Source organism: Rossellomorea oryzaecorticis (assembly GCF_038405515.1).
GTDB lineage: Bacteria > Bacillota > Bacilli > Bacillales > Bacillaceae_B > Rossellomorea > Rossellomorea oryzaecorticis_A.
Window position 1 is genome coordinate 35,688 of sequence record NZ_JBBYAF010000026.1, and the last position, 26,705, is coordinate 62,392.

At 46.2% G+C, this 26,705-nt stretch carries 35 protein-coding genes; 25 read left to right on the forward strand and 10 right to left on the reverse strand.

The features are described from left to right. Positions 1-16: 16 nt before the first annotated feature. The 7 genes from AAEO50_RS13540 to AAEO50_RS13570 all read left to right on the forward strand — a co-directional run bounded on the left by AAEO50_RS13540 (position 17) and on the right by AAEO50_RS13570 (position 4,280). Positions 17-442 carry a DMT family transporter gene (locus tag AAEO50_RS13540; RefSeq protein WP_341984509.1) on the forward strand — a complete coding sequence of 142 codons (426 nt, stop codon included), beginning with the start codon at positions 17-19 and terminating at the stop codon, positions 440-442. 18 nt (positions 443-460) lie between these two features. Beyond that, positions 461-1,156: a Crp/Fnr family transcriptional regulator gene (locus AAEO50_RS13545; RefSeq protein WP_341984511.1), complete on the forward strand. Its 696-nt coding sequence runs from the start codon at positions 461-463 to the stop codon at positions 1,154-1,156. A gap of 12 nt (positions 1,157-1,168) precedes the next feature. Further along, the gene (locus AAEO50_RS13550; RefSeq protein ID WP_341984513.1) at positions 1,169-1,651 is read left to right on the forward strand and encodes a DMT family transporter; all 483 of its coding nucleotides are present in this window, start codon (positions 1,169-1,171) and stop codon (positions 1,649-1,651) included. A gap of 168 nt (positions 1,652-1,819) precedes the next feature. Continuing rightward, a complete protein-coding gene (locus AAEO50_RS13555; RefSeq protein ID WP_341984515.1) occupies positions 1,820-2,164 on the forward strand; it encodes a hypothetical protein in 345 nt (114 codons plus the stop codon). A gap of 397 nt (positions 2,165-2,561) precedes the next feature. After that, positions 2,562-3,041 (forward strand): DUF2975 domain-containing protein, encoded by a 480-nt coding sequence (locus tag AAEO50_RS13560; protein WP_341984517.1) that lies wholly within the window; start codon positions 2,562-2,564, stop codon positions 3,039-3,041. A gap of 10 nt (positions 3,042-3,051) precedes the next feature. Next, complete coding sequence (locus AAEO50_RS13565; RefSeq protein WP_341984519.1) at positions 3,052-3,273, forward strand: helix-turn-helix transcriptional regulator; 222 nt, start codon at positions 3,052-3,054, stop codon at positions 3,271-3,273. Positions 3,274-3,488: 215 nt separating this feature from the next. After that, on the forward strand, positions 3,489-4,280 hold the full coding sequence (locus tag AAEO50_RS13570; protein ID WP_341984521.1) for a DUF817 domain-containing protein: 792 nt from the start codon (positions 3,489-3,491) through the stop codon (positions 4,278-4,280). A 39-nt stretch (positions 4,281-4,319) separates the two neighbouring features. Here AAEO50_RS13570 and AAEO50_RS13575 read toward each other — a convergent pair whose 3' ends face one another. Both AAEO50_RS13575 and AAEO50_RS13580 read right to left on the reverse strand, forming a co-directional pair. Continuing rightward, on the reverse strand, positions 4,320-5,081 hold the full coding sequence (locus AAEO50_RS13575) for a DUF3891 family protein (protein WP_341984523.1): 762 nt from the start codon (positions 5,079-5,081) through the stop codon (positions 4,320-4,322). Positions 5,082-5,228: 147 nt separating this feature from the next. Then, positions 5,229-5,582: an S-Ena type endospore appendage gene (locus AAEO50_RS13580; protein ID WP_341984525.1), complete on the reverse strand. Its 354-nt coding sequence runs from the start codon at positions 5,580-5,582 to the stop codon at positions 5,229-5,231. 315 nt (positions 5,583-5,897) lie between these two features. On the opposite strand from AAEO50_RS13580, the gene AAEO50_RS13585 reads away from it, so the two are divergent. Next, entirely contained in the window at positions 5,898-6,134 is a 237-nt protein-coding gene (locus AAEO50_RS13585) for a hypothetical protein (protein WP_341984528.1), read from the forward strand. 83 nt (positions 6,135-6,217) lie between these two features. Here AAEO50_RS13585 and AAEO50_RS13590 read toward each other — a convergent pair whose 3' ends face one another. Next, complete coding sequence (locus AAEO50_RS13590; protein WP_341984530.1) at positions 6,218-6,733, reverse strand: DUF3231 family protein; 516 nt, start codon at positions 6,731-6,733, stop codon at positions 6,218-6,220. Positions 6,734-6,974: 241 nt separating this feature from the next. Here AAEO50_RS13590 and AAEO50_RS13595 point away from each other — a divergent pair, with 241 nt between their 5' ends. Both AAEO50_RS13595 and AAEO50_RS13600 read left to right on the forward strand, forming a co-directional pair. Further along, complete coding sequence (locus AAEO50_RS13595; RefSeq protein ID WP_341984533.1) at positions 6,975-8,027, forward strand: lactonase family protein; 1,053 nt, start codon at positions 6,975-6,977, stop codon at positions 8,025-8,027. Positions 8,028-8,192: 165 nt separating this feature from the next. Continuing rightward, positions 8,193-9,032 carry an MBL fold metallo-hydrolase gene (locus AAEO50_RS13600; RefSeq protein ID WP_341984535.1) on the forward strand — a complete coding sequence of 280 codons (840 nt, stop codon included), beginning with the start codon at positions 8,193-8,195 and terminating at the stop codon, positions 9,030-9,032. A 166-nt stretch (positions 9,033-9,198) separates the two neighbouring features. Here AAEO50_RS13600 and AAEO50_RS13605 read toward each other — a convergent pair whose 3' ends face one another. Beyond that, entirely contained in the window at positions 9,199-9,690 is a 492-nt protein-coding gene (locus AAEO50_RS13605; protein WP_341984581.1) for a lactoylglutathione lyase family protein, read from the reverse strand. A 124-nt stretch (positions 9,691-9,814) separates the two neighbouring features. On the opposite strand from AAEO50_RS13605, the gene AAEO50_RS13610 reads away from it, so the two are divergent. Beyond that, on the forward strand, positions 9,815-10,150 hold the full coding sequence (locus AAEO50_RS13610) for a helix-turn-helix domain-containing protein (protein ID WP_341984538.1): 336 nt from the start codon (positions 9,815-9,817) through the stop codon (positions 10,148-10,150). Positions 10,151-10,619: 469 nt separating this feature from the next. Here AAEO50_RS13610 and katG read toward each other — a convergent pair whose 3' ends face one another. Then, positions 10,620-12,836: a catalase/peroxidase HPI gene (gene katG, locus AAEO50_RS13615; RefSeq protein ID WP_341984540.1), complete on the reverse strand. Its 2,217-nt coding sequence runs from the start codon at positions 12,834-12,836 to the stop codon at positions 10,620-10,622. Between the two features lie 376 nt (positions 12,837-13,212). On the opposite strand from katG, the gene AAEO50_RS13620 reads away from it, so the two are divergent. Both AAEO50_RS13620 and AAEO50_RS13625 read left to right on the forward strand, forming a co-directional pair. Beyond that, positions 13,213-13,683 (forward strand): SRPBCC family protein, encoded by a 471-nt coding sequence (locus tag AAEO50_RS13620; protein WP_341984542.1) that lies wholly within the window; start codon positions 13,213-13,215, stop codon positions 13,681-13,683. 93 nt (positions 13,684-13,776) lie between these two features. Next, complete coding sequence (locus AAEO50_RS13625) at positions 13,777-14,373, forward strand: Crp/Fnr family transcriptional regulator (protein ID WP_341984544.1); 597 nt, start codon at positions 13,777-13,779, stop codon at positions 14,371-14,373. Here AAEO50_RS13625 and AAEO50_RS13630 read toward each other — a convergent pair. After that, positions 14,370-15,080 (reverse strand): DUF4386 domain-containing protein, encoded by a 711-nt coding sequence (locus AAEO50_RS13630; RefSeq protein ID WP_341984546.1) that lies wholly within the window; start codon positions 15,078-15,080, stop codon positions 14,370-14,372. The two genes, AAEO50_RS13625 and AAEO50_RS13630, sit on opposite strands and share 4 nt — an antisense overlap. Before the next feature lie 154 nt (positions 15,081-15,234). Here AAEO50_RS13630 and AAEO50_RS13635 point away from each other — a divergent pair, with 154 nt between their 5' ends. From AAEO50_RS13635 to AAEO50_RS13660, 6 genes are all read left to right on the forward strand, one after another. Beyond that, the gene (locus tag AAEO50_RS13635) at positions 15,235-15,774 is read left to right on the forward strand and encodes a DinB family protein (RefSeq protein ID WP_341984548.1); all 540 of its coding nucleotides are present in this window, start codon (positions 15,235-15,237) and stop codon (positions 15,772-15,774) included. A 56-nt stretch (positions 15,775-15,830) separates the two neighbouring features. Beyond that, positions 15,831-16,307 carry a GNAT family N-acetyltransferase gene (locus AAEO50_RS13640; protein WP_341984549.1) on the forward strand — a complete coding sequence of 159 codons (477 nt, stop codon included), beginning with the start codon at positions 15,831-15,833 and terminating at the stop codon, positions 16,305-16,307. 118 nt (positions 16,308-16,425) lie between these two features. Next, on the forward strand, positions 16,426-16,848 hold the full coding sequence (locus tag AAEO50_RS13645; RefSeq protein ID WP_341984551.1) for a hypothetical protein: 423 nt from the start codon (positions 16,426-16,428) through the stop codon (positions 16,846-16,848). Positions 16,849-16,908: 60 nt separating this feature from the next. After that, positions 16,909-17,409, forward strand: a complete 501-nt coding sequence (locus AAEO50_RS13650; RefSeq protein WP_341984554.1) for a DUF1648 domain-containing protein — start codon at positions 16,909-16,911, stop codon at positions 17,407-17,409. A gap of 212 nt (positions 17,410-17,621) precedes the next feature. Beyond that, positions 17,622-18,110 (forward strand): sigma-70 family RNA polymerase sigma factor, encoded by a 489-nt coding sequence (locus tag AAEO50_RS13655; RefSeq protein ID WP_341984583.1) that lies wholly within the window; start codon positions 17,622-17,624, stop codon positions 18,108-18,110. Further along, entirely contained in the window at positions 18,082-18,762 is a 681-nt protein-coding gene (locus tag AAEO50_RS13660) for a DUF3600 domain-containing protein (protein ID WP_341984556.1), read from the forward strand. The genes AAEO50_RS13655 and AAEO50_RS13660 overlap by 29 nt, the downstream gene beginning before the upstream one ends. Before the next feature lie 52 nt (positions 18,763-18,814). Here AAEO50_RS13660 and AAEO50_RS13665 read toward each other — a convergent pair whose 3' ends face one another. Then, on the reverse strand, positions 18,815-19,024 hold the full coding sequence (locus AAEO50_RS13665) for a hypothetical protein (protein ID WP_341984558.1): 210 nt from the start codon (positions 19,022-19,024) through the stop codon (positions 18,815-18,817). Positions 19,025-19,233: 209 nt separating this feature from the next. Between AAEO50_RS13665 and AAEO50_RS13670 the strand changes: the two genes are divergently transcribed. From AAEO50_RS13670 to AAEO50_RS13690, 5 genes are all read left to right on the forward strand, one after another. After that, on the forward strand, positions 19,234-20,805 hold the full coding sequence (locus tag AAEO50_RS13670) for a fatty acid--CoA ligase (protein ID WP_341984561.1): 1,572 nt from the start codon (positions 19,234-19,236) through the stop codon (positions 20,803-20,805). A gap of 250 nt (positions 20,806-21,055) precedes the next feature. Next, complete coding sequence (locus tag AAEO50_RS13675; protein ID WP_341984563.1) at positions 21,056-21,400, forward strand: hypothetical protein; 345 nt, start codon at positions 21,056-21,058, stop codon at positions 21,398-21,400. Positions 21,401-21,460: 60 nt separating this feature from the next. Then, positions 21,461-21,910 (forward strand): GNAT family N-acetyltransferase, encoded by a 450-nt coding sequence (locus tag AAEO50_RS13680; RefSeq protein ID WP_341984565.1) that lies wholly within the window; start codon positions 21,461-21,463, stop codon positions 21,908-21,910. Between the two features lie 124 nt (positions 21,911-22,034). Next, positions 22,035-22,403 (forward strand): PH domain-containing protein, encoded by a 369-nt coding sequence (locus AAEO50_RS13685; protein WP_341984567.1) that lies wholly within the window; start codon positions 22,035-22,037, stop codon positions 22,401-22,403. Between the two features lie 46 nt (positions 22,404-22,449). Beyond that, on the forward strand, positions 22,450-22,692 hold the full coding sequence (locus AAEO50_RS13690) for a hypothetical protein (RefSeq protein WP_341984570.1): 243 nt from the start codon (positions 22,450-22,452) through the stop codon (positions 22,690-22,692). Positions 22,693-22,757: 65 nt separating this feature from the next. Here the strand turns inward: AAEO50_RS13690 and AAEO50_RS13695 are convergent, their stop codons facing one another. Both AAEO50_RS13695 and AAEO50_RS13700 read right to left on the reverse strand, forming a co-directional pair. After that, positions 22,758-23,531 (reverse strand): putative hydro-lyase, encoded by a 774-nt coding sequence (locus tag AAEO50_RS13695; RefSeq protein WP_341984572.1) that lies wholly within the window; start codon positions 23,529-23,531, stop codon positions 22,758-22,760. 483 nt (positions 23,532-24,014) lie between these two features. After that, positions 24,015-24,953, reverse strand: a complete 939-nt coding sequence (locus AAEO50_RS13700; protein WP_341984574.1) for a nucleoside hydrolase — start codon at positions 24,951-24,953, stop codon at positions 24,015-24,017. A gap of 635 nt (positions 24,954-25,588) precedes the next feature. Between AAEO50_RS13700 and AAEO50_RS13705 the strand changes: the two genes are divergently transcribed. Further along, positions 25,589-26,278: a DNA alkylation repair protein gene (locus tag AAEO50_RS13705; protein WP_341984585.1), complete on the forward strand. Its 690-nt coding sequence runs from the start codon at positions 25,589-25,591 to the stop codon at positions 26,276-26,278. Here the strand turns inward: AAEO50_RS13705 and AAEO50_RS13710 are convergent. Next, complete coding sequence (locus AAEO50_RS13710) at positions 26,268-26,522, reverse strand: hypothetical protein (protein ID WP_341984575.1); 255 nt, start codon at positions 26,520-26,522, stop codon at positions 26,268-26,270. The genes AAEO50_RS13705 and AAEO50_RS13710 overlap by 11 nt on opposite strands. Positions 26,523-26,705 lie beyond the last annotated feature (183 nt).

The window sequence follows — 26,705 nt, forward strand, 5'->3', positions numbered from 1 at the left end:
AATAGGAGGCGGTAAGATGAAAGGTGCTGTATTTGCGCTGCTTGGGGGGCTTTGCATCACCATGCAGGGCATTTTCAATGCTAGAATGAGCGGCGCGATCGGCGGATGGCATACGACGTCCATCGTCCATATCGTCGCTTTTACCATCGCGATGGCGATCTATATGAAAGAAAGAGATGGAAAAGGGAAAAGCTTCGGGCAGGTGCCATTCCTTTATTTGATCGGGGGTTCGTTCGGGGTCGTTGTGGTCTTTTCTGAATTGACGGCGATTCATATGATCGGGCCGGCATCGGCGATTGCCATCCTGCTTGTGGCACAGATCGGAACGGCATTTGCCATCGAGTCGAAAGGATGGTTCGGGGAAAGGAAGGTCCCTGTTACGCTCAGACAGGGTGTCGGATTGATCATGATGCTTGCCGGGGTGGTTCTTTTCCAATTGTAAAAAGAAGGAGTCCATACGGTGAAAGAAATCCAAGCTGCCAAATCAGAACAATATATATGTGGGACCGAACTGGAGGATTTATTTCCGGTGCATTTCAGAAAATACATCAAAGTCTACGGGTTTGAAAAGGGGGACGTCCTGTTTTCGACGGGGGATGAGCTCGACGAACTTTATTTCCTTATGGAAGGGAAGATCAAGATCTTCACGCACACCCCTGAAGGGAAGCTTTTGATCAACCGGTTCAAACGCCCGCCCGCTTTGATCGGGGATGTGGAATATTCGAGGGGAAGTGCGGTCATCAACTCGGTTGAAGCCGTCACGGACGGGGTGTTCCTTGCAGTGCCTTTTGCTGATTTGGCCAGAATCGAAAGGGAACATCCGGCGATGATCCGGTTCCTCTTTGATACGATGGCTCATAAATTTTATACGGAACTGCATGCGACGAGCATGCACATGCTGTACCCGGTCGAAGTGCGGCTGGCGAGTTATCTGTTATCCATTTCAGAAGTGGCTGAAGGGACTATGTTCCATGAGGAAATGAGGACGTCCAACCTGATGGAACTGGCCGAATGGATCGGAACGAGCTACCGCCACTTGAACAGGGTTTTAAAGAATATGGCAGCTGAAGACATCATCGAACGGGTGAATGGTTCGATTAAAATAAAGAATCTAAAGAAACTCAGCACCCTTGCAAAAGGGAATATTTATGAATAAGGAGGTGCTCAGGTGATTGGTGTGATTCTAGCGGTGATTGCAGGCATCTTGATCAGCCTGCAGAATGTATTCAATGCACGTGTAAGCGAGAAGACAGGTCCTTGGGCGACGACGAGCCTGGTCCTTGGTCTCGGCCTTGTTTGTTCACTGCCGGTCTTTTACGGGGTCGAGCAGCGAAGTCTTTTCGAGGTTGGCAATATCAATCCCGTTTTCTTGTTCAGCGGGGTATTTGGCGTCGGGATCGTGTTTTTCCTAATGAGGGGCGTCACCTTGATCGGTCCTGCCTATGCGATCTCGATTGCGCTCATCTCGCAGATCATGATTGCGTTCGTCATTAATACAGGCGGCTGGTTCGGCTTTGAAGTCTCTCCTCTTTCCTGGCAGAAGCTGCTCGGCATTGCGCTCTTGATTGGCGGAGTGCTTGTGTATAAGCTGGAGAAACGAACAGAAGATAAGGTTGAGATCACGGTAGAAGAGGAAAAAATGAGGGCGTGACGACTGATTGGTGAAGGTAAAATTGAAGGCCCGTCCCTCGCTGCGGTGAAGCTTTACTGTATCGAGGGAGGGACCTTTAATCTTTTTTATTAAGAAGGTGAATTTATGCTTGTAAGTGCCTCTTTTTACCACTATAATTGGAATAAGATTTGGGAAGGAGGTCTTTAAGTGGACTTAAGAAACTTAAGTGAAGAAGAAAAATTGCTGGTCTTTAGTGCAGATCCTTTCCAAATGACACAATTTATTTTAAAGAATAATCTACGGGGTCTTGAAAAGATTTCGATTGAATCGATAAAAGGGATGAAGCTCCTTCCGGTGGAAGTGGTGAATGTTCTCCTCGTATACTTTTATGGAGAGTTTGCGACCCAGGTTTATAATCGCAATGATTTAAAGAAGCTGTACCATCTTTGGGCAGGGCAGGGAATTAGAACGTTTGAGGATGCCCTGCTTATGACGGACAGGGACATTCATGCTGAATTGGGGTATACCCCTCCTAATAAGGGCGGACGATAAATTAACGTGCAGATACTGTCTGCACGTTTTTCTTCGTTTAGGAGACAGTTTTCTTCTTACGCGTCCTCCCGACGTCCCCGTGAACTTCGACATATGGAATCACCACGTCTGACGTTTTGTCCTCCAGTAAGCTCTCTTAATGCGTTCAGACGAGGAATTGACCAGACTCCCCCAGGTATCTTTCGAGTTCTCCAGCATGGTTTTCGCGTATAAAGCGGACAGCTTTTGCTGGCACTGCAATAAGTTGTGACGGCATCTCCCTATTATGAAGAATGCTTTTTTTATAAAAGAATAATTCTGTGGCAATAAAAATATAATTAAAATCAATAATAATTTATTGCAAAGCAATAAATTTCATGATACATTCATTATGACAATAAATAGTGGGGTGGTTTGTGTGAAACGGGAAACACTTTTTTTGAAGATTGTTGTTTTTCTGATGGGACTTCCGGTCCTGGCGCTGTGTATATTTGTACTGCCGGAGATCGCCGGATTTTTTGCAGAATTGAATCCGGAGCTGGATTATTTGCAATATCCATTTTTAATCGGGTTGTATATAACGGCAATCGTGTTTTTCGCTGCTTTGTATCAGACATTTAAGCTTTTAAGTTACATTGACAGGAATGAGGCATTTTCGGACTTATCTGTAAGGTCTCTGAAAAATATTAGAAACTGCGGCATCACGATCGGCGCCTTCTATGTGGTCTTCATGCCGCTCATCTATCTGATGGCAGAGGTGGACGATGCCCCGGGGATCATCCTGATTGGTATGGTCATCATTTTCGGATGCATGGTGATCGCTGTCTTTGCCGCCGTGCTGCAGAAACTCTTGGAAAATGCCATCGAAATAAAATCAGAAAATGATTTAACGGTCTGAGGTGAATGAAATGGCGATTATAATCAATGTTGACGTGATGCTGGCCAAAAGGAAAATGAGCGTGACCGAACTTTCAGAGAAAGTCGGAATCACGATGGCGAACCTGTCTATTTTGAAAAATGGGAAAGCAAAAGCAATCCGCTTTTCGACGCTGGAGGCGATTTGTAAGGCGCTGGATTGTCAGCCGGGGGATATTTTGGAATACCGGTATGATGGGGAGGCGGAAGGCTGATGGAGATGTGTCACTGGGGATAGACAACGTTAATCAATGAGCTTTGAGCATTATTCTATGAGTTTTTCCCGATAATCTTTGAGTTTTCAGGGTTAATCTATGAGTTTACCGTCATAATCTATGAGTTTCGGGAGATAATCTCTCGTTTTTACATTTTACCCCAATGATTATACAAGTGGTCCATAGGTATAACAATTTCCAAGGAGGCAAAAATCATGAGAGCATTGAAACAACTCGTTCGTTTTGGCTGGCAGCAGGCACTGTCATGTTTGTTTCCTGTCGTCATTTTTGCCTCTTTGGCTATCACACAGATCATACCGCTTCCTTTCCTGTCGCGGTATGACTGGCTGCTGATCATCTGCCTCTTGATGCAGTGGGGGATGCTTCGGACCGGGCTTGAAACGCGGGATGAATTGAAGGTGATCACCTTGTTCCACTTGATTGGCCTGGCGCTTGAGGTTTTTAAGGTACATATGGGGTCGTGGGCTTATCCTGAGGAAGGCTATTCGAAGGTTTTCGGGGTGCCTCTATACAGCGGATTCATGTACGCAAGTGTGGCAAGTTATCTTTGCCAGGCGTGGAGGAGGCTGAGGGTGGAGCTGGTGGAGTGGCCGCCGTTCTGGTTAGTCGTGCCTCTTGCATCTGCGATTTATTTGAATTTTTTCACCCACCATTACTGGGTGGACATACGCTGGTTGCTGTCCGGTCTTATCATGATTGTATTTTGGCGCTCATGGGTCTTATACGAGGTGGGAGGCACCCGTTACCGCATGCCGATCGCGCTTTCTTTCGTGCTTATCGGATTTTTTATCTGGGTCGCCGAAAATATCGCCACCTTCTTTGGAGCCTGGGAATATCCAAACCAAACCGATGCATGGAGCCTCGTGCACCTGGGGAAGGTGAGTTCATGGCTGCTCCTGGTGATCGTCAGTTTTCTGATCGTCGCTACGTTGAAGCGGGTGAAGGGGAGAGAGTCGTTTGAGATGGACGCAGGTCGATTTTTATAACATAGGTACAAATAGAGCGGATGGCACTCGCCCCTTCCGCTATTTGCATACTAGAAACGTCCTTTCCCGCAGCTCGCTAGTTTCATAGGCAGCGGCAATCCCCATGTGTTCAACATCACGCTTCGCTACCTCTTTGTACTGCAGTGTTAACGAAAAATCGCTGATGAAAGGGAAGCTTTCTATCCTGATTTCCTCGTTGTTGATCCATTCCCCGTTGAGACGCCCGTCACGATCATTGAAAAATTTCGTATTCTTAAAGCCGTTCCTGAACCACGGATGCTCTTCGTCTTTTTTTACGCCTGGTTCATTCAAGCACATATATAATGACAGGTCATCGGAAAACTGGAGCAGGCGGAAATGCTGGTTCAGCAGTTCTTCATCTAGTCCGGGCAGGATTTTCTTCAGGCTGGCTTGTCTTTTTGCTTCTTCCTGTAAAAAAGCGATGCATTCTTTCTTTTTTGATTGCGTGAAGAATGAGTAGAAATGCAGACTGCAAAGGAGAGCCGAGTAGGGATTCGTTTGCTCGATTTCATCCAGGCCGATTTTATAGAATGCCATTTTAGGAATCAGCGGGTAATCTGAAAAGGTGTACGGGATGTTATCCTGGTCATTCCAGATCGGGGTGTCGTCGAGTCCGATCCAACTGCGGTCGTGCTGGAAGGCAGCGTAAATCATCTCTTCGAAATAGCGATCTGATTTCAAGAGTGAAGTGTTAAAATGCTTGGTGATTTCTCCGGATAAATAGGCGTGGTCGTGTTGTTTGATCATGATGAAAGAGTCCTCTGTCTGTCGCAGGATCATGGGTTTGGCCCCTTTCTTTGAATATAGGTATTAAGGAGTTTCGATACTTTAATTATATCAAATGTTTTCCGTTATCCATTCCCTGATTTTGTTGACGGGGGATATCGGGGGAATTCGACAAGTGGCACGATAAGTTGCACATCTCATTCACACTTGTATCCGCTTATAAAGATTAATACACCACGTACCGCTGTCCCCACTCCCTGCAGTGATGGTGAATGAAGTCGGGTTAAGTACTGATTTCGCTTGTGAATTGCCTGGAAAAATCTCTAGATCAGTTGCTGAAGGCTGGCTGGTGATCGTCCCTAATAACGGGCCTGTACTGGCACTGGAGTTAAAGACCTCAAATGTCCCCTGGATATAGTCATCAAGAGGGGCCGACCAGATGGGTATAGCAGTCGCGGGGTCACTGATGCCTTTGAAATTACCGCATAGCTTTTCCTGGAAGATCTGGGCTTGGGGCGACCGTTTCTTGCATTTCTTCTTTTTTTTATCACACATGATTTCTCATCTCCTTAACAATCATTACACTGGAACTATAATCAAACTAAGCAGTTTATATTGTGTAAACAGCATGTTCCGCTGTAGTTTTTGCTTTCCGATAAAATGAAAATTCTTATAGCAGTATATGTAGATTCAATGGAAATCGTATGGACAGGTGTACGTGATGGCGGGTTTTAGCAGGGGTTGGAAGTATAAAAAAGGGCTTTTCGTTCTGTTTCCAGTAACTGACGCAATTTTAGAACGGATGCCTCAAAATAGGTCATTTATGCTAAGCTATTGCTATGCGAATCCGCATCTTCGGGGGAAGGATGGATGAAGATGAAAACAATGATTGAAAAGATCATTTATGTTGTCTTTACGCTTTTTATTTTCATGCTTTTGTGGAAAATAACCTCTGCGTTTTGGGAGGCATTTGTGCCGTGGAATTATAAAACGGATCTGATTGGCATCTTTGTTGTGATCCCGGCAATGACGGCAGCTGCCTTTATACTATCCAGCCTGTCTTTTAAAATGATTAAGAATTCCGGGGGAAAGACCTCTGTAAAATAAAACGTTCAAGTACCGGGGGGCGGCCCCCGAATAGTAAAAGATTCTCAGGTTTCTGCAGCCTGAGAATCTTTTATGTTTATGAATTACTCACAGTGTTCGTTTTTGTTTTTGTGAAGCGGTGGAGGGATCAACCATCCTTTTTCTTTGTTTAACTTTAGGACTTTGGCACCCAATTGGGCTTTTTGCATGTGGAATTGGCCGAACATCGCTGCCACGTCTTCACGGATGCTTTGTCCCATGATCGCGCTGCATGCGACTAATCCTGCAGCGATGTTAACGGATAATCCCGCTGCAATCGCAGGATCAGGCATGCGGGCACCTGTCGGGATATCGTCCAGGCATGCAGTCGGAGGCTCTGGAGGAGTAGGAGGCAGCCCGATCCCATTTTCCTTCAGAAGTTTCTCCACTTGCTTGATTTCTTCCTGTCCAACCTCTATGCTGTCTTTCAATAATTTCTTCAGATCATCATCGCCCGCATGGTTGAGCTGCATTTGATAACCTGCAACAGTTGATTTGGCAGTCAACAAATAGTTCCATGTTCCGAATACTTCGCCATAATGCAACGGCTCTTCTTGTGGATTTCCACTTAAAATACCCATAATCATCCTCCTGATTGTCATAGTTGTGCCACCTCTCAAAACGATTCGCAGAGCACAAGGACTATTCTTTCCATCAGGCAGTGAAACATGTATGCAAGTTCACCCTCTTTTACCATTCAAAAATGGATGTGTAAAATCAGGAGGCGTTGTTTTTATATTGCTGCCTTTCTTTGTTATAGTGATAAATGAAGTAATATCAGGAAAGCGTGAATCACATATTATTACACAGAGGAGTTTTACGATGACCCAATACATTGGATATGTTGGAACGTATACGAAACAGGAAAGCAAAGGTGTTTATCAGTTCACCCTTGATACGGAAAAAAAAGAAATCATCGATGTGAAACTGGCCGCTGAAGTGAGCAATCCTACATATGTGACGGTTAGCGGTGATAATGAGAATCTTTACGCTGTATCGAAAGAGGGAGAAAATGGCGGAGTCACGGCCTTTTCGATAAATGAAGAAACAGGCGTGCTGACCAGATTGAACAGCGACAGCACTGCCGGCGCCAACCCTTGCCATGTGAGTGTGGATCATGAGAGCGGCACTGTAGTGACAGCCAATTACCATACAACGATGATCGAATCCTATGTAACGAATGAGGATGGTTCCCTTCAATCCCTCGTTTCCAGTATCGAACATGCCGGGTCCGGGCCTCATGAGAGACAGGAAAAGCCTCACATGCATTATGCAGGTTTCACTCCTGATGGCAAGTATGTCATCGCCATCGACCTCGGAAGTGACCGTGTATACACGTATGCAGTAAAGAATGGTGAGTTAAGCGAGGCAGGAGTACTTGAAACGAAGCCTGGAAGCGGCCCAAGGCATATCACGTTTCATGCTAATGGGAAATTCGCGTATGTCATGACGGAGCTCAGCTCGGAAGTACTTGTCCTGCATTATGATGGGAACGATGGAAGTTTTTCAGAACAGCAATACATTTCAACGCTTCCAGATGACTTCAAAGAAACCAATGATGGAAGTGCCATCAATATTTCTGCGGATGGACAATATGTGTACGCCGGAAATCGCGGGCACAACAGCATCGCGGTCTATAAGGTCGACCAGGATTCAGGTTTATTGACGTTTGTGGAATGGACGTCCACTGAAGGCAACTGGCCACGTGACTTTGTGATGGATCCGACAGGTGCATTCCTTGTCGCATCCAATCAGAAATCGAACACGTTGACGTTGTTCGGAAGGGATAGCGAATCCGGGAAGCTTGAACTGCTTCAGTCGGACGTAGAGGTGCCAGAACCTGTGTGTGTGAAATTCTTGAATGGTGAAAAATAAAAGTGAGTTGAATAGCCCCGCTCCGGTCATTGAACCGGGACGGGCTTTTTTTGTGAGGATAGCGGAACATTTTAAAAAAAGCACATAATCACCGGGAATTATGAAGATAGATATAAAGACAGGCAGGCACTTCTTCATGGTGTGAAAAACGAGGGAGGATATCTATTGAAACCGTTGGATAATGATTTTTCAGAATCACATCTTCCTTTCTTCAGCGTGAAGAGCGGTGAGGGAAGAGAAGTATGCAAAGATGTTTATTATTGGACGAATCAGATTGTGAATGTAGGCTTTTACGGGGTTGCAGGAACGAGGGATTGGGTGTTGATCGATTGCGGGATGCCTCACTCAAAGGACAAAATAGTAGAAACGGCTAAGGAGCGTTTTGGTCATGAAGGGAAACCAAAAGCGATTGTGTTAACCCATGGCCACTTTGACCACGTCGGGTCGCTGGAACCACTATTAAAAGATTGGAACGTTCCTGTTTATGCTCACGAGCTGGAAATTCCATATCTGAACGGGGAGCGTAATTATCCCAAGGGAGATCCGACGGCAGATGGCGGATTGGTCAGCGAGTTATCCCCGTTTTATCCACATCATGGGATCAATGTATCAGGCTCCGTGCAGAAGCTGCCTGAGAATGGGGAAGTTCCGTTTATGCAAGGCTGGAAATGGATCCATACACCAAGCCACACACCGGGGCATGTTTCTTTTTACAGGGAAGAGGATGGTGTGCTGTTTGCCGGCGACGCGTTTGTGACGGTGAAGCAGGAATCGTTGTACCGGGTGTTGGTCCAGAAGAAGGAAATAAGCGGTCCGCCGCGTTATTTCACGATGGATTGGAAGGCTGCGGAAGCGTCTGTCGGCCGGTTGGCGGAACTGCTTCCGAAAGCCGCTGTGACAGGACATGGGGAAATGATGGCAGGGGAAGAATTGGAACGTTCGTTGGGGATGCTGGTTGAGCGGTTTGATGAAGTGGCGCTGCCGCCGAACCGGAGATCCCATTGATCTTCCTGTCTTTAATGGAATGAGTTCAACACATGACTTATAGAAAATATGTACCCTCTTTAAGCGAAGGGGGTTTCTTGACGTGGGATGAAGCTAAGGTGGTTTGAAAAAGGGTCTGGTCACCGGCGAAAGGACACATGCATGCACCGGGGACCAGGCCCTGTTTTTAGTATGCGCCTTGAGAGTAGGTCAGCTCATAGCTATGGGTATAGATTTCAAAAATGTTGCCGAATGGATCCTCGACGTACACCATTTTATACGGTTTGTCATCTGGATAGTATTCACGGATCGGCATGCGCTGCTTGCCGCCATGTTCCACGATTTTTTGTACAAGCCCTTCGATATCGGGGTCTTGGACGCAGAAGTGGAAGATTCCTGTCTTCCAGTATTCGAAGTTGTTTTCCGGTTGTTCGTTGTGCGGGAATTCGAATAGTTCTACCCCGATTTTATCTCCGGTTGAAAGGTGGGCGATCCGGAATGTCTCCCAATCGTTCCCGAATACGTCGCGGCACATTTGGCCGATCGGCGAATCATCGTTTTGGACATCGGAAGGCTCCATGATCGTGTACCAGCCTAATACTTCTGTGTAGAATTCCACTGCTTTGTCCACGTCTGGCACGGATAAACCGATATGTGAAAAGTTTCTTGGATATGGCATCATGTTTACTCTCCTCCTTCATATGTTTGACAATCACTAGTATAGAGGGTTATTCTTCTACTCAAAAGTATGCACTTTTTGGAGAGATACTACCCAAATGGTGAGTAAGGAGTGAAGACAGGGGATGACCGATCCGATTGAAGTGGACGAAAACGGAAAGCTCAAATGCTCGATTGAATATACATTGAACAAGGTTGGAGGCAAGTGGAAGCTCGTCATTCTTTGGCATCTTGCCTACGATGGCAAGCAGCGATACAACGAAATGCGGAGACTGCTGCCCGGCATCACCCATAAAATGTTAAGCCAGCAGCTGAAGGAACTTGAAGGGGAAGGTTTGATTGTTCGTAAGCAATACAATGAAGTTCCGCCAAAAGTGGAATATTCGATTTCCGAAAAGGGACTGACGCTGAAGCCTCTGCTTGAGGAGATGCATCGGTGGGGGAAGGAGCAGTGGGATTGACAGATTGGGATTGGTTGGAAAATAGGGTCTGATTATGTGATGAACTAATAGCGGGTGGGCGCTGGACTTTCGATAATAACAGAACTAATTCGATTAGAAAGTTTGGATTTCAATAAGAAAGGCGCACGATTGATAATAGGCTGAAGCGGCTCCAATCAATTCGATAATAAAATCGCCATTATCGATAAAAAACCTTTTATTTTCGATAATAAACTTGAAGAAATCGATAATAAATGTGAAGTCATTCGATTGGTGATGGTGAATTTTATGTGAAATGGGGCTTGAACCTTACTTTTTCACCTGAATGGAATAGGGCGGAGTCTGTGATTATGAGTGTCGGGCTTTTTTTTCGTTGTTTTATTGTATTTTTCCTTGTTTAGATGCAGTTTTCTGTGAAAAACATAAAAAAGGTCCGGCCCCGGCAGAAGGAACACTCCTGCGCCGGGGGCCGGACCTTTTTACATTCTTTTTATTTCACATCAAACCGATCCGCATCCATCACTTTCACCCATGCTGCAACAAAGTCACGCACGAATTTCTCTTTATTGTCATCCTGGGCGTAGACTTCAGCGAGGGCACGCAGTACCGAGTTTGAACCGAAGACAAGGTCGAAGCGTGATGCCGTTCTCACGACTTCACCTGTTTTGCGGTCGCGTCCTTCGTATTGGTTGAAGCCCGCTGGTTTCCACTCGATGCCCATGTCCAGAAGGTTCACGAAGAAGTCGTTGGTCAGTGTGCCGACATTATTTGTGAAGACGCCATGTGCCGTGCCGCCGTGGTTTGTGCCAAGGACACGCATGCCGCCTAGTAGGACGGTCATTTCAGGTGCAGTCAGGCCTAAGAGCTGGGCTTTGTCGACGAGCATTTCTTCAGGGCTTATCGAGTATTCCTGCTTCTGATAGTTGCGGAATCCATCCGATACTGGCTCAAGAACGTTGAAGCTGTCGACATCCGTCTGCTCGTGTGTGGCGTCACCGCGTCCCGGGTTGAAAGGAACCGTCACGCTAAAGCCTGCATCACTTGCGGCTTTTTCGATGGCTGCATTTCCTCCTAGCACGATCAAATCAGCCAGGCTGACTTTCTTGTCCAGCCCGCTTTGGATGTCTTCGTAGACACCGAGGACTTTCTCCAGCTGTTCCGGTTCGTTTGCTTCCCAGTCTTTCTGCGGGGCGAGGCGGATGCGTGCACCGTTCGCGCCCCCGCGCATATCGGAGCCGCGGAATGTGCTGGCTGAAGCCCAGGCTGTTTTCACAAGCTCGCTTACGGATAATCCGGAATCGAGGATTTTTCCCTTCAACTGAGCGATTTCCGCATCGGACAGGTCATAATCGACCGCCGGTACCGGGTCTTGCCAGATCAACTCTTCTTCCGGTACCTCTGGCCCCCAGTATCGTACTTTTGGCCCCATGTCGCGGTGGAGGAGCTTGAACCATGCACGGGAGAAGGCTTCGGCGAACTCGTCCGGATTCTTATGGAATCGGCGGGCTATTTTTTCATAATCAGGATCCATCCGCAGGGCCATATCGGCTGTCGTCATCATCGTCTTCACACGGATGGACGGGTCTTCAGCGTCAGGCGCCATATGTTCCTCCGTCATATTGACCGGTGCCCATTGGGAGGCGCCAGCAGGACTCTTCGTCAACTCCCACTCGTATCCGAATAGCAGATCGAAGTAGCCGTTATCCCATTTGGTCGGGTTTGTTGTCCAGGCACCCTCGACACCACTTGAGATCGTGTCGCGGCCTTTACCGCTTCCGTGTGAGCTTTGCCACCCCAGTCCCTGTGCATCCATCGTCGCCGCTTCAGGATCATCTCCGACAAGAGAAGCGTCGCCTGCACCGTGTGCCTTCCCGAATGTGTGACCGCCGGCAATGAGAGCCACCGTTTCTTCGTCATTCATCGCCATGCGTCCGAATGTATCCTTGATATCCCGGGCGCTTCCAAGTGGATCCGGCTCTCCGTTCGGGCCTTCCGGATTGACATAGATCAGCCCCATCTGCACAGCAGCAAGCGGATTTTCAAGCTCACGGTCGCCAGAATAACGGTTGTCCGCCAGCCATTCCTTCTCGGTACCCCAATACACATCTTCTTCCGGATGCCAGATGTCTTCACGGCCTGCACCAAAGCCGAAAGTCTTCAAGCCCATCGACTCAAGCGCCACGTTACCTGTCAACACAAGCAGGTCCGCCCAGGAAATCTTGTTTCCATACTTTTGCTTGATCGGCCATAACAGACGGCGGGCTTTATCCAGATTGACGTTGTCCGGCCAGCTGTTCAAAGGTGCAAAGCGCTGAGAACCGGATGAACTGCCTCCGCGTCCGTCGCCTTCGCGGTATGTACCTGCTGCATGCCAAGACATACGGATAAAGAAGGGACCATAATGGCCGTAATCGGCAGGCCACCAATCCTGGCTGTCTGTCATCAATGAGTGGAGGTCTTTCTTCAGTGCATCGTAATCAAGCTTCGCGAACTCTTCTTTATAGTTGAAGTCTTCTCCCATTGGATTGGACTTTTTGTCATGCTGGCGGAGGATGTTCAAATTCAGCATATTCGGCCACCAATCTTTATTCGTGGTCCCCCGCGGGTCCGTCGTCGTTGTAATCGCACTGTCCTTATGTTGGGTGACAGGACACTGCCCTGAAGCAGCCGTGTGTTCTTTTTGGTCCGGTCTATTATTGTTTTCCATCTACCATTCCCCTTTCCGTTCCCTGGATCTTTTTTTATCTTGCAAAAAGCAGAAGTAGGATAATTGTGAAAATTCATACTTTTAATTATATTGGACTGGAACGTAGATTGAAAGTGTGAAGCGTTAGCGTATGCTTTATTCATTTTTTCGGGTCAGTCCAGATATTCTTGTTTCTAGTAGGAAGTTATTCACTCGTTATCGAAATTATTAATAGAGAACGATTTTCTTTATTCTTCTATTTATAAAAAACAAAGCGGTATGACAATTAAAATGAGTCATTGCAAGACGTCGGTTTCCAGACCAGGAAAAAAGAAGGAAAGAAGCCCGAGTTTTCAGATACACTAGTAAAAGCAAAGTAATTAGGAGGTCGTTCAATTTGAGTATCGCGTTCGAAGTGAAAAGAAACTTTCAGGTTTCAAAAGAAGAAACATATGCAGGCCTGCTAGACCTCGATTCAGCCAGACAATGGATGCAAGGATTAGTGGGAATCGAGCGAATGGATGAAGGTCCTCTTCATGAAGGCAGCGAATGGAAAGAAACGAGGAAGATGTTCGGCAAAAAGGCTTCTGAATATTTTGAGGTAGTGGAGCTTAAAGAACCTGACAAGATTGTGCTCAGGTGCGACGGGACGAAAGGGACGACGGGCAAAGGGGAGTTTGTTTTTACATATTTGCTGACTTCAACAGGTGATCAAACTGAAGTGACCCTGCTTGGTGAAATCAGAGGATTGACCGGCATTTCAAAGTGGCTGGGCAAGTTGATGGTGGGGAGCTTTAAGAAGGCTTGCTCAAAGGATATGGATTCTTTGAAGGAGTATTTGGAGAAAAAGAAGGTGACCAGTCATTAAGAAGGGCCTTCCCCCGGTAAGTTGAAGCGTTAATGTACCGGGAGGAGGCCTCGGTTTAGTTACCATGAAAACATATGAAATGGAGGTTGAGCGATGAAAGATGTCCTCATTCAATACATGAAACGTTTTTCAAACCTCAGTGAAGAAGAGCTAAGAAAACTTACAGAAAACGTTCCTGTAGCTGACTTTAAGAAAGGCACGATCTTGTTACAGCAAGGGGAAATTCCTGATAAGTGTTATTTTGTATTAAAGGGGTGTGTTCGCCAATATGCCGTAGCTGCAGATGGGAAAGAGACCACCTTCAATTTTTTCACAGAAGAACAAAGCGTTACAATTTTCAACCAGCATTCCATTGATAAAGCCTCTAACTATTCACTTAGCTGCTTGGAGGACTGTACGCTCATAACTGGTGATTTATTTACAGAGCAGGAGATGTATGATCTACATCCGGTTTTACAAACGATGACTCGAAAAATGATTGAAGAAGACATCGGTGTAATGCGTGATGATTTTGCTTCCTTTGTCGCCTCCTCGCCGGAAGAGCGTTACAAGGCATTGCAGGAAAAAAGACCAGATCTGATTAACAGAGTGCCTCAGTACCAGTTAGCCAGTTATCTTGGAATTACGCCAGAATCCCTCAGCCGCATTAAAAAGCGATTCGGGGAAAGCCATCTAAGAGTTGTAGATTAATTGGCAGATGACAGTTTTCTTCCTTTCACCAACAGCCAAATAGCGAATCCCAGTTCACCAATAAACATCGGTAGTAGTAGAATCGATTCTACTACTACAGTTAAACGTTCAACTTGAGGCATAAATCGGTACATGATATGAACCAGTGTGTAACTGAATCCAGCTGCCATGACCAAGCTGCTGATTAATTTTGGGATTTGCTTTGATTTCCATGCGGCAAAACCGGCAGTAATGAGGTGCAGACCGAAAATAATTAATCCCATTGACCAGACTGATTCAAATGATTTAAAGGATGACATAACGCTCGAAGCAGCCATATCAGCCGATTCACTAAATAAAGCTTCACTAGCGGTTTTGTTAGCGAAAATGAGATGTGATACTGCTGTTCCAAGCATGAAAGTGTAAAGCAATCGAAGCCAGCCAGATACGGATGCATATTTTTGATGGAATGGCTTCAAAAACATATAAAACCCCCATGACACCAACAAATCCATCAGAATAATGACGATCCAGCCCAGGATCTCCAGTTCAAACAATGAACCAGATGTTTGGATGTTTTTTAGCGTAGCTATGTCATCCCCGTCACTAACGATTGAACTGTGAACATAACCATATAAAAAAAAAGCTGCGATGGTCATGATCAGCAAAGCTGCCCCTGAAATGATTGCGGCCTTTTGCTGTCTGTTTAGAACTTTACTTGTTCCCATAAAGAACCTCCTTATAGATGATTTCATGAACAGATTTTAACGTTGGTTTGCAAAATCCTCATTGACTTAAGTCAAGAGATCGATATTATGTATGAAAAATGAAAGCAGGCCAAGCCAGGCAATATACAGATTCTTATTTAAGAGGGGGAAGATTATGAACTTTAAATTAAATGAAGGAATCGAGATTCTGGAAAGAACACCCAGAACATTGGAGGGGTTCCTTGCGGGTTTATCCGCAGGGTGGCTCGAGGGTGATGAAGGAGAGGGAACCTGGAATGCGGTTGGTGTCGTGGAGCATTTGATTGAGGGCGAGAAGCATAATTGGATTCCGCGGTTAAAGATGATTTTGCACGATGGGGAAAGCAGGGTGTTTCCGGTATTTAATCGGTTTTCACATGTGGAAGAGCCGTCTTCTAAAAGTATAGAGGAGAAGCTGGCTGAATTTGCTTCGCTCAGGTCAGATAGTGTGAAAGAATTGAAAGCGTTAATCGTTGATCAGGATCACTCCCTAGAAGCGACAGGGCTGCATCCTGCTTTCGGGGAAGTGAGCGCCCGTGAATTGATCTCGACGTGGGTGGTGCATGACTTGACTCACATATCCCAGATTGTCAGGGTGTTTTCAAACCGGTACCGGGAGGACGTTGGGCCGTGGAAGGAATATTTGGGGGTATTGAAAAGAACGGAACCTTCATGAGGACCGTTTGTAAAATGAGAATGAATAAGTTTGATGAGTAATCGGGAGGAATTAAAATGGGAACAGTCAGGCTGGCGCAGTACAGCGGAAAATATAAAGAACAGTTATCAAGGTTTCATCTGCCGGAGCAGCAGCTGGAATTCACAAGCATGCCGCTGGAGAAAATCAAAAACCCGCATATTTCAAACAACACTGCACACGTGCTGATTTTGGAAAACGAGGATCCGGTTGGCTATTTTGCATTGGAAGACGGGGAGAAATTACATAAGTATAGTGAAAATGATCAAGCCAGGCTGCTGACTTCGTTCTCGATTGATTCAGGCCAGCAGGGCAAGGGTCTTGCTAAAAAAGGATTGAGATTGCTGCCGGCATTCGTCAGGGATCATCTTCCCGGGGTCGATGAAGTGGTGCTTGGTGTGAATAAAAGAAATGAAGCGGCGATCGGCCTTTATTTGAAGACAGGATTTGTAGATGAGGGAGAAATATATGTGGGGCCAAAGGGTCCGCAGCATGTGCTGCATTTGAGGATTTGAGTTGTGTTGGGGGCCGTATGGGCCTCTTTTTTATGAGGAGAAAACAATTGGATTATTATGGAATTACCTGTAAGATGAAAGGAGAATGAGATCTGGAATTATAAAAGGGGGAGATCACTTGAGTAGGAAGAAAACAGCTCAAGCGTTCAACTGGACTGTGTTTGGACTTTTGGTGTTAGCGGGGCTGGTGCTTGCTGGGGACACTTACGGGAGCCTGATGAACGCAACTCCAGATGAGCTTGATGGGATGCAATCACGGATTGAGAATCGCTGGAATCAAGACATGTTGGTGTTTGCTGGAATCTTAGGTGTCTTTACTCTTTTCCTTGTAGTCTTATGGAAGAGGCTGTTTCCTCATAATGTGCCGCTTGCCATCATCCTGGGCGGATTTTGGTTCATGTTACTATTTCAGGCGACGGTCACGGGATGGGCTGGTCTCGCGGGACTGGTCGGGCTTGCTGTGGCACTTGTTGTCGGAATCGTGATGATGCTGGTTTATGCTGTGGGGGAGAAGTGGTGGAGATTGCGGGAAGGCCGGTAGATGTCCGCTTTTCAAGGCATCGTTTTGGAAAAGTTTTTCGGTCAGCAGGGAGTTGAAGGGATGGCTAAGATTAGACCTAAAATCAAATTAGCTAAGACGAAGGCAGAATGGCTCTGGGATGTCGCTGGATACTCCATTTATATAGGTTCGATTATCATTTTGATCTACAATTGGGGCGAACTTCCTGCTGAAGTACCCGCACATTACAATGCGCTGGGGGAAGTAGATCGATGGGGATCTAAAATGGAGCTTCTCATCCTGCCTGTAATAGGAGCATTCCTTGCTGTGTTCATGCAAATTATTGAAAGGTTTCCGGAAACACATAATTATCCGGACCGATTAAATGAAGAGAATGCAGAAAAGTTTTATTTGCAGAGCAGAAAAATGATCAACAGTTCAAAGAATATTTGTTTAATCATTTTTTCTTTGGTTTTATATGAATCGATTTCTATTGCACTTGGATGGTGGAACGGGTTTGGGGCGTGGTTTATGCCGGTCATGTTACTTTCTGTATTCATCCCGATCATTGCAGGAATCATGAAGCAGCGAAAAATCAGATAGCGGGTCATGTGAATAGGTGCCTTGACCCGTTTTTCCGTGAGCTGAGGCTGACGGTTTTTTTAATATTTATATAAGCGCAATTCATTTTTAAAATAATTTGAGCCAAATCGATAAACCCACTGTCTAATGTACATAAAAGCTAAACGAGAAGAGGGTGACTCGCCATCAACAAGTTAGTTCGAAAAGCTCAAAAGGGCGATGATAAAGCTTTCATCAAACTTTTTCAACTCTATGAGGAAGACCTTTACCGGATGGCATTTGTGTATGTGAAAAATGAAATTGATGCATTGGATGTGGTTCAGGAGACGGCCTATCGTGCCTTTAAGAACATTGAGACGATAAAAAAGCCCCAATATGTGAAGACGTGGCTGATCAGGATTGCCATCACATGCTCGCTGGATCTGCTCAAAAAGAATAAAAACGTCGTACCGTTGATTCCGGATTATGAGCAGTTCATGGGAGTTGGAGAAGACCCAATTGCAGCGATCACGCTTAAGGAAATGCTTGAAAAGCTGAACGAAGAAGAGAAGAGTACGGTATTATTACGCTTCTATGAAGGCTATACGTTCAAGGAAATTGCAGAGACGCTTTCAATCCCTCTGGGGACAGCCAAATCCATCCTGTACCGGGCAATGGGGAAAATGCGGAAAGAATATGAGGAGGGTGAGCAGGATGAATCCTATCAAGCAGGAGATCGATAAAATTGCCATTCCGTCACGATTGCACGAACGTTCAGTCAGGGGGGTGGAAAGAGCGAAGCAGGAAAGGAAAGGCAGAGGCAGGGGGCGGATAAAAAAACAGATGCTTTCGGCGGTTCTGGTAGCCGCTCTCATCGTCCCCACCACTGCATTTGCCTATCAGTCTTTGCTCGCTGATGAACTGTACGGCTCGTTTCAGCAAGTAAAAAAACATTTTCTCGGTGCTACGATGGAAGGGTATCTTTTATTTGATGCAAAACTGTCTCAGGCCCAAGGAGAACTTGGGAAGGAAGACTATAAGGAGTTCAAGGATTTACTGGATGTCGTGATTAGTGCCAAAGTGGATTATGGGGACCGTAACGGGAACATTGATTATTCGCTGGTGCCGCAGCAGCGATTGAATGAACTGAGTTCCGTATATTTTGACATCCAGCCCTATTTCGATCGATTGAATGGACAGAGATCAAGTAAGGAAGTACTTTCTCCTGAGGAGTATGAAGAATATATAGAGGCAATGATGACGTACGAACAAATCATGGTGCAAAGCGGGATTAAGGACCCTTCACAAGTGGACGAAATTCCTGTGCATCTCCAAGGAGAGTTTGTGCAAGCGAGAAACCTTTTATGGGAAGTGGATGAGAAAATAACGAAATAATTTTAAAGCCCGTTCCTCACTCCGTATGGTGAGGGGCGGGCTTTTAGTGTGGTTAAGTAATCATAGTAAATATCTTCTGATACCCAAAAGGCAGAACAGAAGCAACGATCAGACCACTCATGACGGCAGCAGCGGTGTTGATGATGAATTTTCGGAGTGTCAGTTCGTTTCGTTTATAAGCGATCATCAGTACCTTTATCATAGAAAAAACGGTGATGGCGATGATGAGGGCGGAACATGCGCTGGCGATGATGACTTCCATGAAAACATCCCTTTCTATAATGCGTTAACTAAATATTACCATATGGTGCGGGTAGAGTGGGAGTCATGTTTGTGATTTCCCCTTAAAAAGGAAAAGGGTTTGGGTTTAATTTGCAGAATATTCTAATAGTATGTATTTTATAAGTAAACCAACTTACAACACGAAGCTGTGACATAGATCGTTCAAACTTATCCCTGGGAGGAATGTAAATGAGTACGACGATTGGCAAGATTTTTGACCTGACTGTAAAGAAGTCCCCGAACAAGGAAGCCCTCTATGATGTAAGGAAAGATCTCCGTTTTACATACAGTGAGTGGAGTGATGAGGTGAACCGCCTGGCAAATGCCCTGATGGAAGAGGGTGTGAAGAAGGGGGACAGGGTGTCGACGTTTATGTTCAATACCGAGGAGCTCGGGACAGCATTTTTCGCATGCGCAAAGATCGGTGCGGTGTTCAATCCGATCAATTTCCGGCTGCAGGCAGAAGAGGTGGCGTTCATCCTGACCGATGCTGGCCCGAAGGTCGTTCTGTTTGAGAAGGCGGTCGAGCCTGTCATTGCTTCGATTGAGAATCGATTCCCGCATACGGCCTTCTGGTTTATCGATGACGAGACACCGGGGTATGCTGCCAGTTACCATGAAAAAGTGAATGCTGCCGAGCCGAAAGCTGTGGAGGCAGATGTGGATGAGGATGATCTATACGCGATCATGTACACAAGCGGGACGACCGGCCGTCCTAAGGGTGTCATGCATAAGCACCGGAGCATGGTGGAGCAGAGCCTCACCGTTATCGGTGCGACAAAATTGGGAGCGGAGGATGTCGGTCTGGTGACCGCGCCGATGTTCCATTGTGCAGAGCTGCATTGCGCCTTCCTTCCGAGAATCCATGCTGGCGGGAGCAATGTCATCCTTCACCAGTTCCATCCGAAGAAAGTGCTTGAGCTGATCGATTCCGAGAAAATCACCAAGTTCTTCGCTGCGCCGACGATGTGGAATATGATTTTGCAGGAAAATCTATCAGATTATAATATTGAAAGTCTGAAACTTGGACTCTACGGTGCAGCCCCGATGGCGCCGTCGCTCGTCCATGCGTGCCATGACAGGCTTGGAATCAAGCTCATACAGGCATACGGCATGACGGAGATGGGGCCGGCAATTACGTTTTTACCAGAAGGTGACCAGCTTCGAAAGGCGGGGGCAGCAGGTCAGGCGTGCCTGAACCATGAAATCAGGGTCGTGAAGCCGAACGAAGATGGACCGAGTGATCCCGATGAGATCATGCCGCCGGGCGAAAGCGGTGAAATCATCGTGCAGGGGCCGTGTATGATGACCGGGTACTTCAACAGAGAGGAAGCGTCGGAAAAAGCGATGCATAAAGGCTGGTATCATTCTGGGGATATCGGGTACCTCGATGAAGACGGCTATCTCTGGATCAAAGACAGAGTTGACGACATGATCATCTCGGGCGGCGAGAATATTTATCCGCGTGAAGTCGAGGATGTGCTGCATGCACATGAAGGCGTGCTCGATGTCGCGATTGTCGGGCAGCCGGATGACCGTTGGGGTGAGAGTGTGACTGCTTTTGTAGTGAAGAAGGATCAAGCGGTCACGGAAGAGGCGCTTGATGAGTGGTGTAAGGATAGTGATAGCCTGGCGAATTATAAGCGGCCGCGGAAGTATGTATTTGTGGAGGAATTGCCGCGGAATGCGAGCGGGAAGATCCAGAAGTTTGTGCTGCGGAAGCGGATGGAGGAATTGTGGACGGAGGGGCAGGTTAAGTAAGGAAGTAATAGGTGTCTGTGGCCCGGGTGATGGTATGCCCGAGCTCAGGCTTCTTTTTTGGGGGAACGATTGCCCCGATCATCGTCGGATTGGAACGGGGGCTTCAGCATAGGGGTAGACATGGATACCTTGAACATATAAAGGGCTTCCATCACAAGAACGTTTCAAAAACAAGATTTTTAAAGTTGTTAGGAGAGCCTGGGAAACTATGATGATGGCTCTCCTTTTTTCAAATAAAGGAGGCCTCTACATGCGTTGTTTATGTGAGCAAAAAGAAACCTTCGACTTGAAAATTGAAGGTGATGTTGGAGCGGATCCCATTTGGTGTGCACAATGCGGTTGTAATTTGGAATTAGAAGGTCTGCCGATATCGAATGAGTTAAAAGAAAAATTGATGGATTGGGTAACAAATTACGGGAAATGGATTGATTGGGATACAGATAAAATTACTCCTAATGGTATTGAAATGGAAGAAGCCCATAATAGAGAAGGTGAAATTTTAACGAAACAAACCAAGCAAGAGCTTAAAAATAATTACCGAATGACATTTTCTCCATCAACCATGGGACGAAGTTATGCAAGTAGAAACTTTTAAGGCCAAAAATAAACTGGATGTGACCCATTTTAAAAAGAATGATAGAAAACGGGTGATGTGATGGACCAACATAAGACGATGATTATTCCATATGTTCCGGAGTATGCTGAACAGACGGTTAAGATGTGGCGAGATAGTAAGTCCGAGGCTATTGGACAAAAGGAAACTCATAGTTTTGAAGATCATGTACATTTTTTAAATTGCATTTTACCCAAGGAATGTCAGATAGAGATCGCCCTTGTGGATGGAAAAGTGGTCGGAATGATTGCCTATAATGAATCGGAAGTAAGCCAGCTGTATATTCATAAAGATTATCAAGGCAGAGGGATAGGCAGAAGATTTCTAGAAAGAGCACAAAAACAATCATCAGGACGATTGACGTTATACACATTTGAGATCAATAAAAAAGCCCGGCGATTTTATGAGAAGCATGGATTTAACATCATCGGCAGAGGGCATGAGAATGAAGAAAATTTGCCGGATATTCTTTTTGAGTGGGAAGCTGAATGAAAATAATACTAGTCTGAGAGTGAAAGGTTCGGAAGATTGAGAACCGCTTAATCCAAGAAAAGAAGGGTTTTGAATGAAACTATAGAATGTATAATGTAAGCGCTTTTTTAGAGGGGGATAACAAATGGCTGCAACAACGGGAATTTTAGAATGGACGTTATTATCGGAATGTCCGATACCAGACGATGTGACGGCTCTCCTTGTCACTGGGGAAGAAGCGGTGGCTGCATATAAGACGTTTCGGGACAGCGCCATTTTTACAAATAAGAGATTGATTGTGAGAGATTCGCAGGGGCTGACGGGGAAGAAGGTAGAAATGTATTCCCTCCCGTATTCATCGATTACGATGTGGTCGACAGAAAATGCGGGGAGCTTCCTGGATGTGAATGCAGAGGTGGAGCTCTGGACGAGGTCTGGCCATATAAAGGTGAAGCTTAAGAAGGGGATCGATGTCCGGAAGTTTGATAAGTTGATTGCAGAGGCACTCTTGTAGGGGTCATTTTTCTATTTAAAAAAGAAAAGATGACAGGGGTGTTTGCATGTTAAAGAGGTTTTTTCTTGGAATAAAAATGATATTGATTGTCGCAGGTTTTTTGCTGGTCGCATACGATCATCAGGGAGAGTCCTGGATGATGATTGGACTTTTTTGGCTGGTTACGGGAATAGAGACGTCCATTCGTGCTTATCGTAAGGAAGGTAAGATACCGTTTGGTTTAAGTGTAGTATTTATAGTGGCTGCCGCTTCCTTGCTGACAGTAGGCGTTACTCGTTTTCTGTCCTGACATGCAAAGGCCCGTCCCTCGTTACGGTAAAGTTTTACCGTGGTGAGGAACGGGCCTTTTTGTGTTTACTTTCCATTTAAGTACTCATCGTTTTTCCAGTCGGTCACAAACATATGACCCGGGGCATGCGTGATCATATAGGGGATTTTGGCCTGAAGCGCAACGGCTTGAGGGGTCACCCCGCAGGCCCAGAACATCGGGGTCTCTCCGTCCTTGATCCCTACAAAATCACCAAAGTCGGGCTGGGTGATATCATCTATGCCGATTTCCCCCGGATCTCCGACATGGAGAGGTGCCCCGTGCATTTCAGGGAATAAGGAGGTGATGTCCGCTGCTTTTTGAACCAGGGCATCGGGAACCGGTCTCATCGACACGACGGTCGATCCTTCAAACACACCGGCTTTCTCAGTCGGAATGGACGTCTTGTACATCGCCACATTCTTATTTTCCTCGATATGACGTAATGGAATACCGCCCTTAATCAACTGGCTTTCAAAGGTAAAGCTGCAGCCGATTAGAAAGCTGACGAAATCATCTTTCCAGCCGTCATCGATCCGATGTTTCTTGTCCGTCAATTGTCCATGCTCGTATACGTGATAGAGAGGAATATCCGTCCTGATGTCGGAACCTTCCGCATACTTTGATTCAAATTGACCCGCTTCGAGGACTTCGATGATCGGGCATGATTTAGGATTACGGATGGTGAACAGCAGAAAATCAAAGGCGTATTCCTTGGGGATAACGACCAGATTGGCCTGTACGTAATGCTGGCAGACACCGGATGTGTGGGTGTTGTGGTCCCCGCGTCGGATGTTGTTTCTTAGGTCTGATGGTAACATTGTTGAGGGCTCCTTTCTGGTAGGCGGTTTCTAGGATTCTTTGGTTTTTATTATTGTAACATGAAAGGGTGGAGGGAGTGTTTGGATGGATGGATTCTAACTCTGCGAGAACTTCACGCACTGAGGATCATTCCAATTTTCTATTCTTAAGCTCACATTTCATTCCTTGCACAAGCATTTTAGCTGAAAAAAAGACAAATTCATCTCTTTTAAGCAAGAATATGGAAATAATTTATTGGCTGGAAGCAGTGATATTCCGTTCCCGGTCTGTATTCGAGCCACTTTCTAGATTTACAAGCCAGATTTCTAATATTCAAGCCAGTTTCCTGATATACGAGCCAAATATTCAATATTCAAGCCAAATTTCGGATATATGAGCCACTTAGAATTATTCTAATTTAAATCTTGGTGCGACTCACTTCTTAAAAAGGAGGCCTGGGACCTCTCTTAAAAAAGGGACACGGGACCTGTCCCCGCGGCCCACTATTTCTCCCCGGACGAACTCATCACTTCGATAAAATCCTTCACAAACGCTTCATAATCCAGTTCCAGATAAATATTGATATTTTTTTCTGCCGGTTTGGAACTGGCCCTGAAATCGGCGATGCTGGTGCCCATTCCGCTGCCTGCGGTGAAGATGTCGACGTCCCTTCGGATGACTTTGCCCATTGCCGGGTTCACCATGAGGGAGAGGGTGACGGCGTCGTGAAGGGGGGCTCCTCCTATGCCTGGTATGAGTTTTTTATAAGCATTTATATAATATTCCATGACTTCGTCCAGGATCTGGACGAGGGGATCATCGGTCATTTCGAGGATGGTCTGTACGTGTTCCATCGTGATGATTGCCTTGTTCGTGACATTCAGGGGGGCGACATATAGATTATCGAGATTTTTCATGACCAGTTGGGAAGCGGTCGGATCACCGTAAAAATTAGCTTCGGCTGAAGGGGTGACGTTTCCGGGAACCAAGAATGCACCTCCCATGATATAAAATTCGCTTACGTTTTCAGTCAGGTTTTCACCCAGCAGGAACATGGAGGCAAGTGACGTGTTTCTTCCCACATCCACAATGGTCAGTCCGGGGTTGTTACTGATGATGGTGTAGAGTTCAGAGAAATTGGTGAGTTCTCCGGAAAAGTTCTCTGGCGGGCGGATGGGACCTAGTCCTTCCTCGCCATGGATTTCCGGATAATAGGTTGGTATCTTGCCTGTTGAAGGGGCGTTGGTCCCTCCGATGATAGGGATATCGGTCCTCCCGGCGAGTTGAAGTAAATAAGCGATATTATCAGTCGCCTGTTCCTTGGAGACATTGCCATAACTTGAAACAATGGCAAGGACCTCGATCTCGGGGTTAAGCAGTGCATACATGATCGCCACCGAATCATCGATGCCGGGGTCCGCAAACAGAATGATTTTTTTCATCTTCCATTCTCCTTACATTCAGTTTTGAGGTGTTTCTATAACGTATCGTATGGGGGAGGGGATTATGCCATTGGGAGGTCTTTAGGATGATGAAAAAGTAAGCGTAAAAAGAGTATTCCTCCTACTAATGGCTCGTCCCTCGATGCGGTGAAGCATTACCGTTCCGAGGGACGGCCTGGGGTTCATTATCTTCATTATGCTGGGGCGTGACGAGGTATTGGCAGAAGCGGGGAAACCTGTGGGCAGCAGTCATGCTTAAGGTTTGAGGAGGGGGCTGTCATTATCACAGCTCTTTTTTTGTGGAGGAAAAAAAGAACAAAAAGAGAATACTATTACAAATGGGAGATCGATAAGGAGGTCTGGTTATGAACAAGGAAACCATAGGCAAAAGCGAATTACCGAAAATTAGCAAGCCTGCAGAACGGGGACTTCACAACGCCGGGTTTTACCGTCTTGGGCAATTTAGCGAAGTGACTGAGGAGGAGATCCTGAAGCTTCACGGGGTCGGGCCGAAAGCGGTGAGGATTCTGAAGGAGGCTCTTGGTGCGAAGGGGCTTTCGTTTGAGGGAAGTAAGAACGGCACAGCAGCTGAAAAGGACGTCAAAGAAGGAAAGAAGCTTGATGCTCAAGCGGTGATGCAGGAGCTTGAAGAGCTCGGTAAGGAACGGATGAAGAAGATGTACATATCCAATGGGGCGAAGGAGCCGGTGTTCGGCGTGGCGACGGGTGCGATGAAGCCGATGGCGAAAAAGATTAAAATCGATAAGGAGCTGGCGGAGGAATTATACGCAACCGGGAATTACGATGCGATGTACTTTGCAGGCATCATTGCAGATCCGAAAGCGATGACCGGGGCGGACTTTGACCGCTGGATGGACGGGGCTTATTTTTATATGCTGTCGGATTATGTGGTGGCCGTTACGCTTGCTGAATCTGAAATCGCCCAGGAAGTAGCCGATAAATGGATCGCAAGTGGAGAAGAGCTGCGGATGTCGGCTGGATGGAGCTGCTATTGCTGGCTGCTCGGGAACCGGAAGGACGAGGAATTCTCGACAGATAAACTTGCGGGGATGCTTGAAAAGGTGAAAGAAACCATCCATGATGCGCCGGAACGGACGAAATCAGCGATGAATAATTTCGTGTACACGGTCGCGGTTTCCTATGTGCCGCTGCATGAAAAAGCGGTTGGTATTGCGGAGGAGATCGGGCCGGTTGAAATGAAGCGGGACGGGAAGAAGCCAAGTATATTGAAGGCTTCTGAAGATATTCAGAAGGTGGTGGACCGGGGGAAGATTGGGTTTAAGCGGAAGTATGTTAGGTGTTAGAGTTTTCTAAAGGCGGGCGGGGCGGATTGATAATATCGAGGGTGTTTTGTGATATAGAGGGGCTTGGGGGTGGCTCGATAATACCGAGCCAATTTCGATAATAAGAGGCCGAACCTGGTAGTAACGTGACCAATTCGATAAAATCCCCGGCTGCTCGATAATAGAGAAAAGTGGTTTTCGTGATTTCGATAATAAAGTTGTCGTTTTCGATAATAAATCTTTCAATTTCGATAATAAACTTCAATAAATCTCTACGACCCCCTAATTCCTTTGGACATATTTGTACCGAAAAAAGTACACTAGAAACATAAATATGTCAGGAATTAGGGAGAGATATTTTCAATGCCAAAGAAGAAGATTGAAGCCTTGGAAGAAGTCAAAAGAAACTATGTCCGAATGGCTTTAGAAAGTGGTAATTATTCGTCAA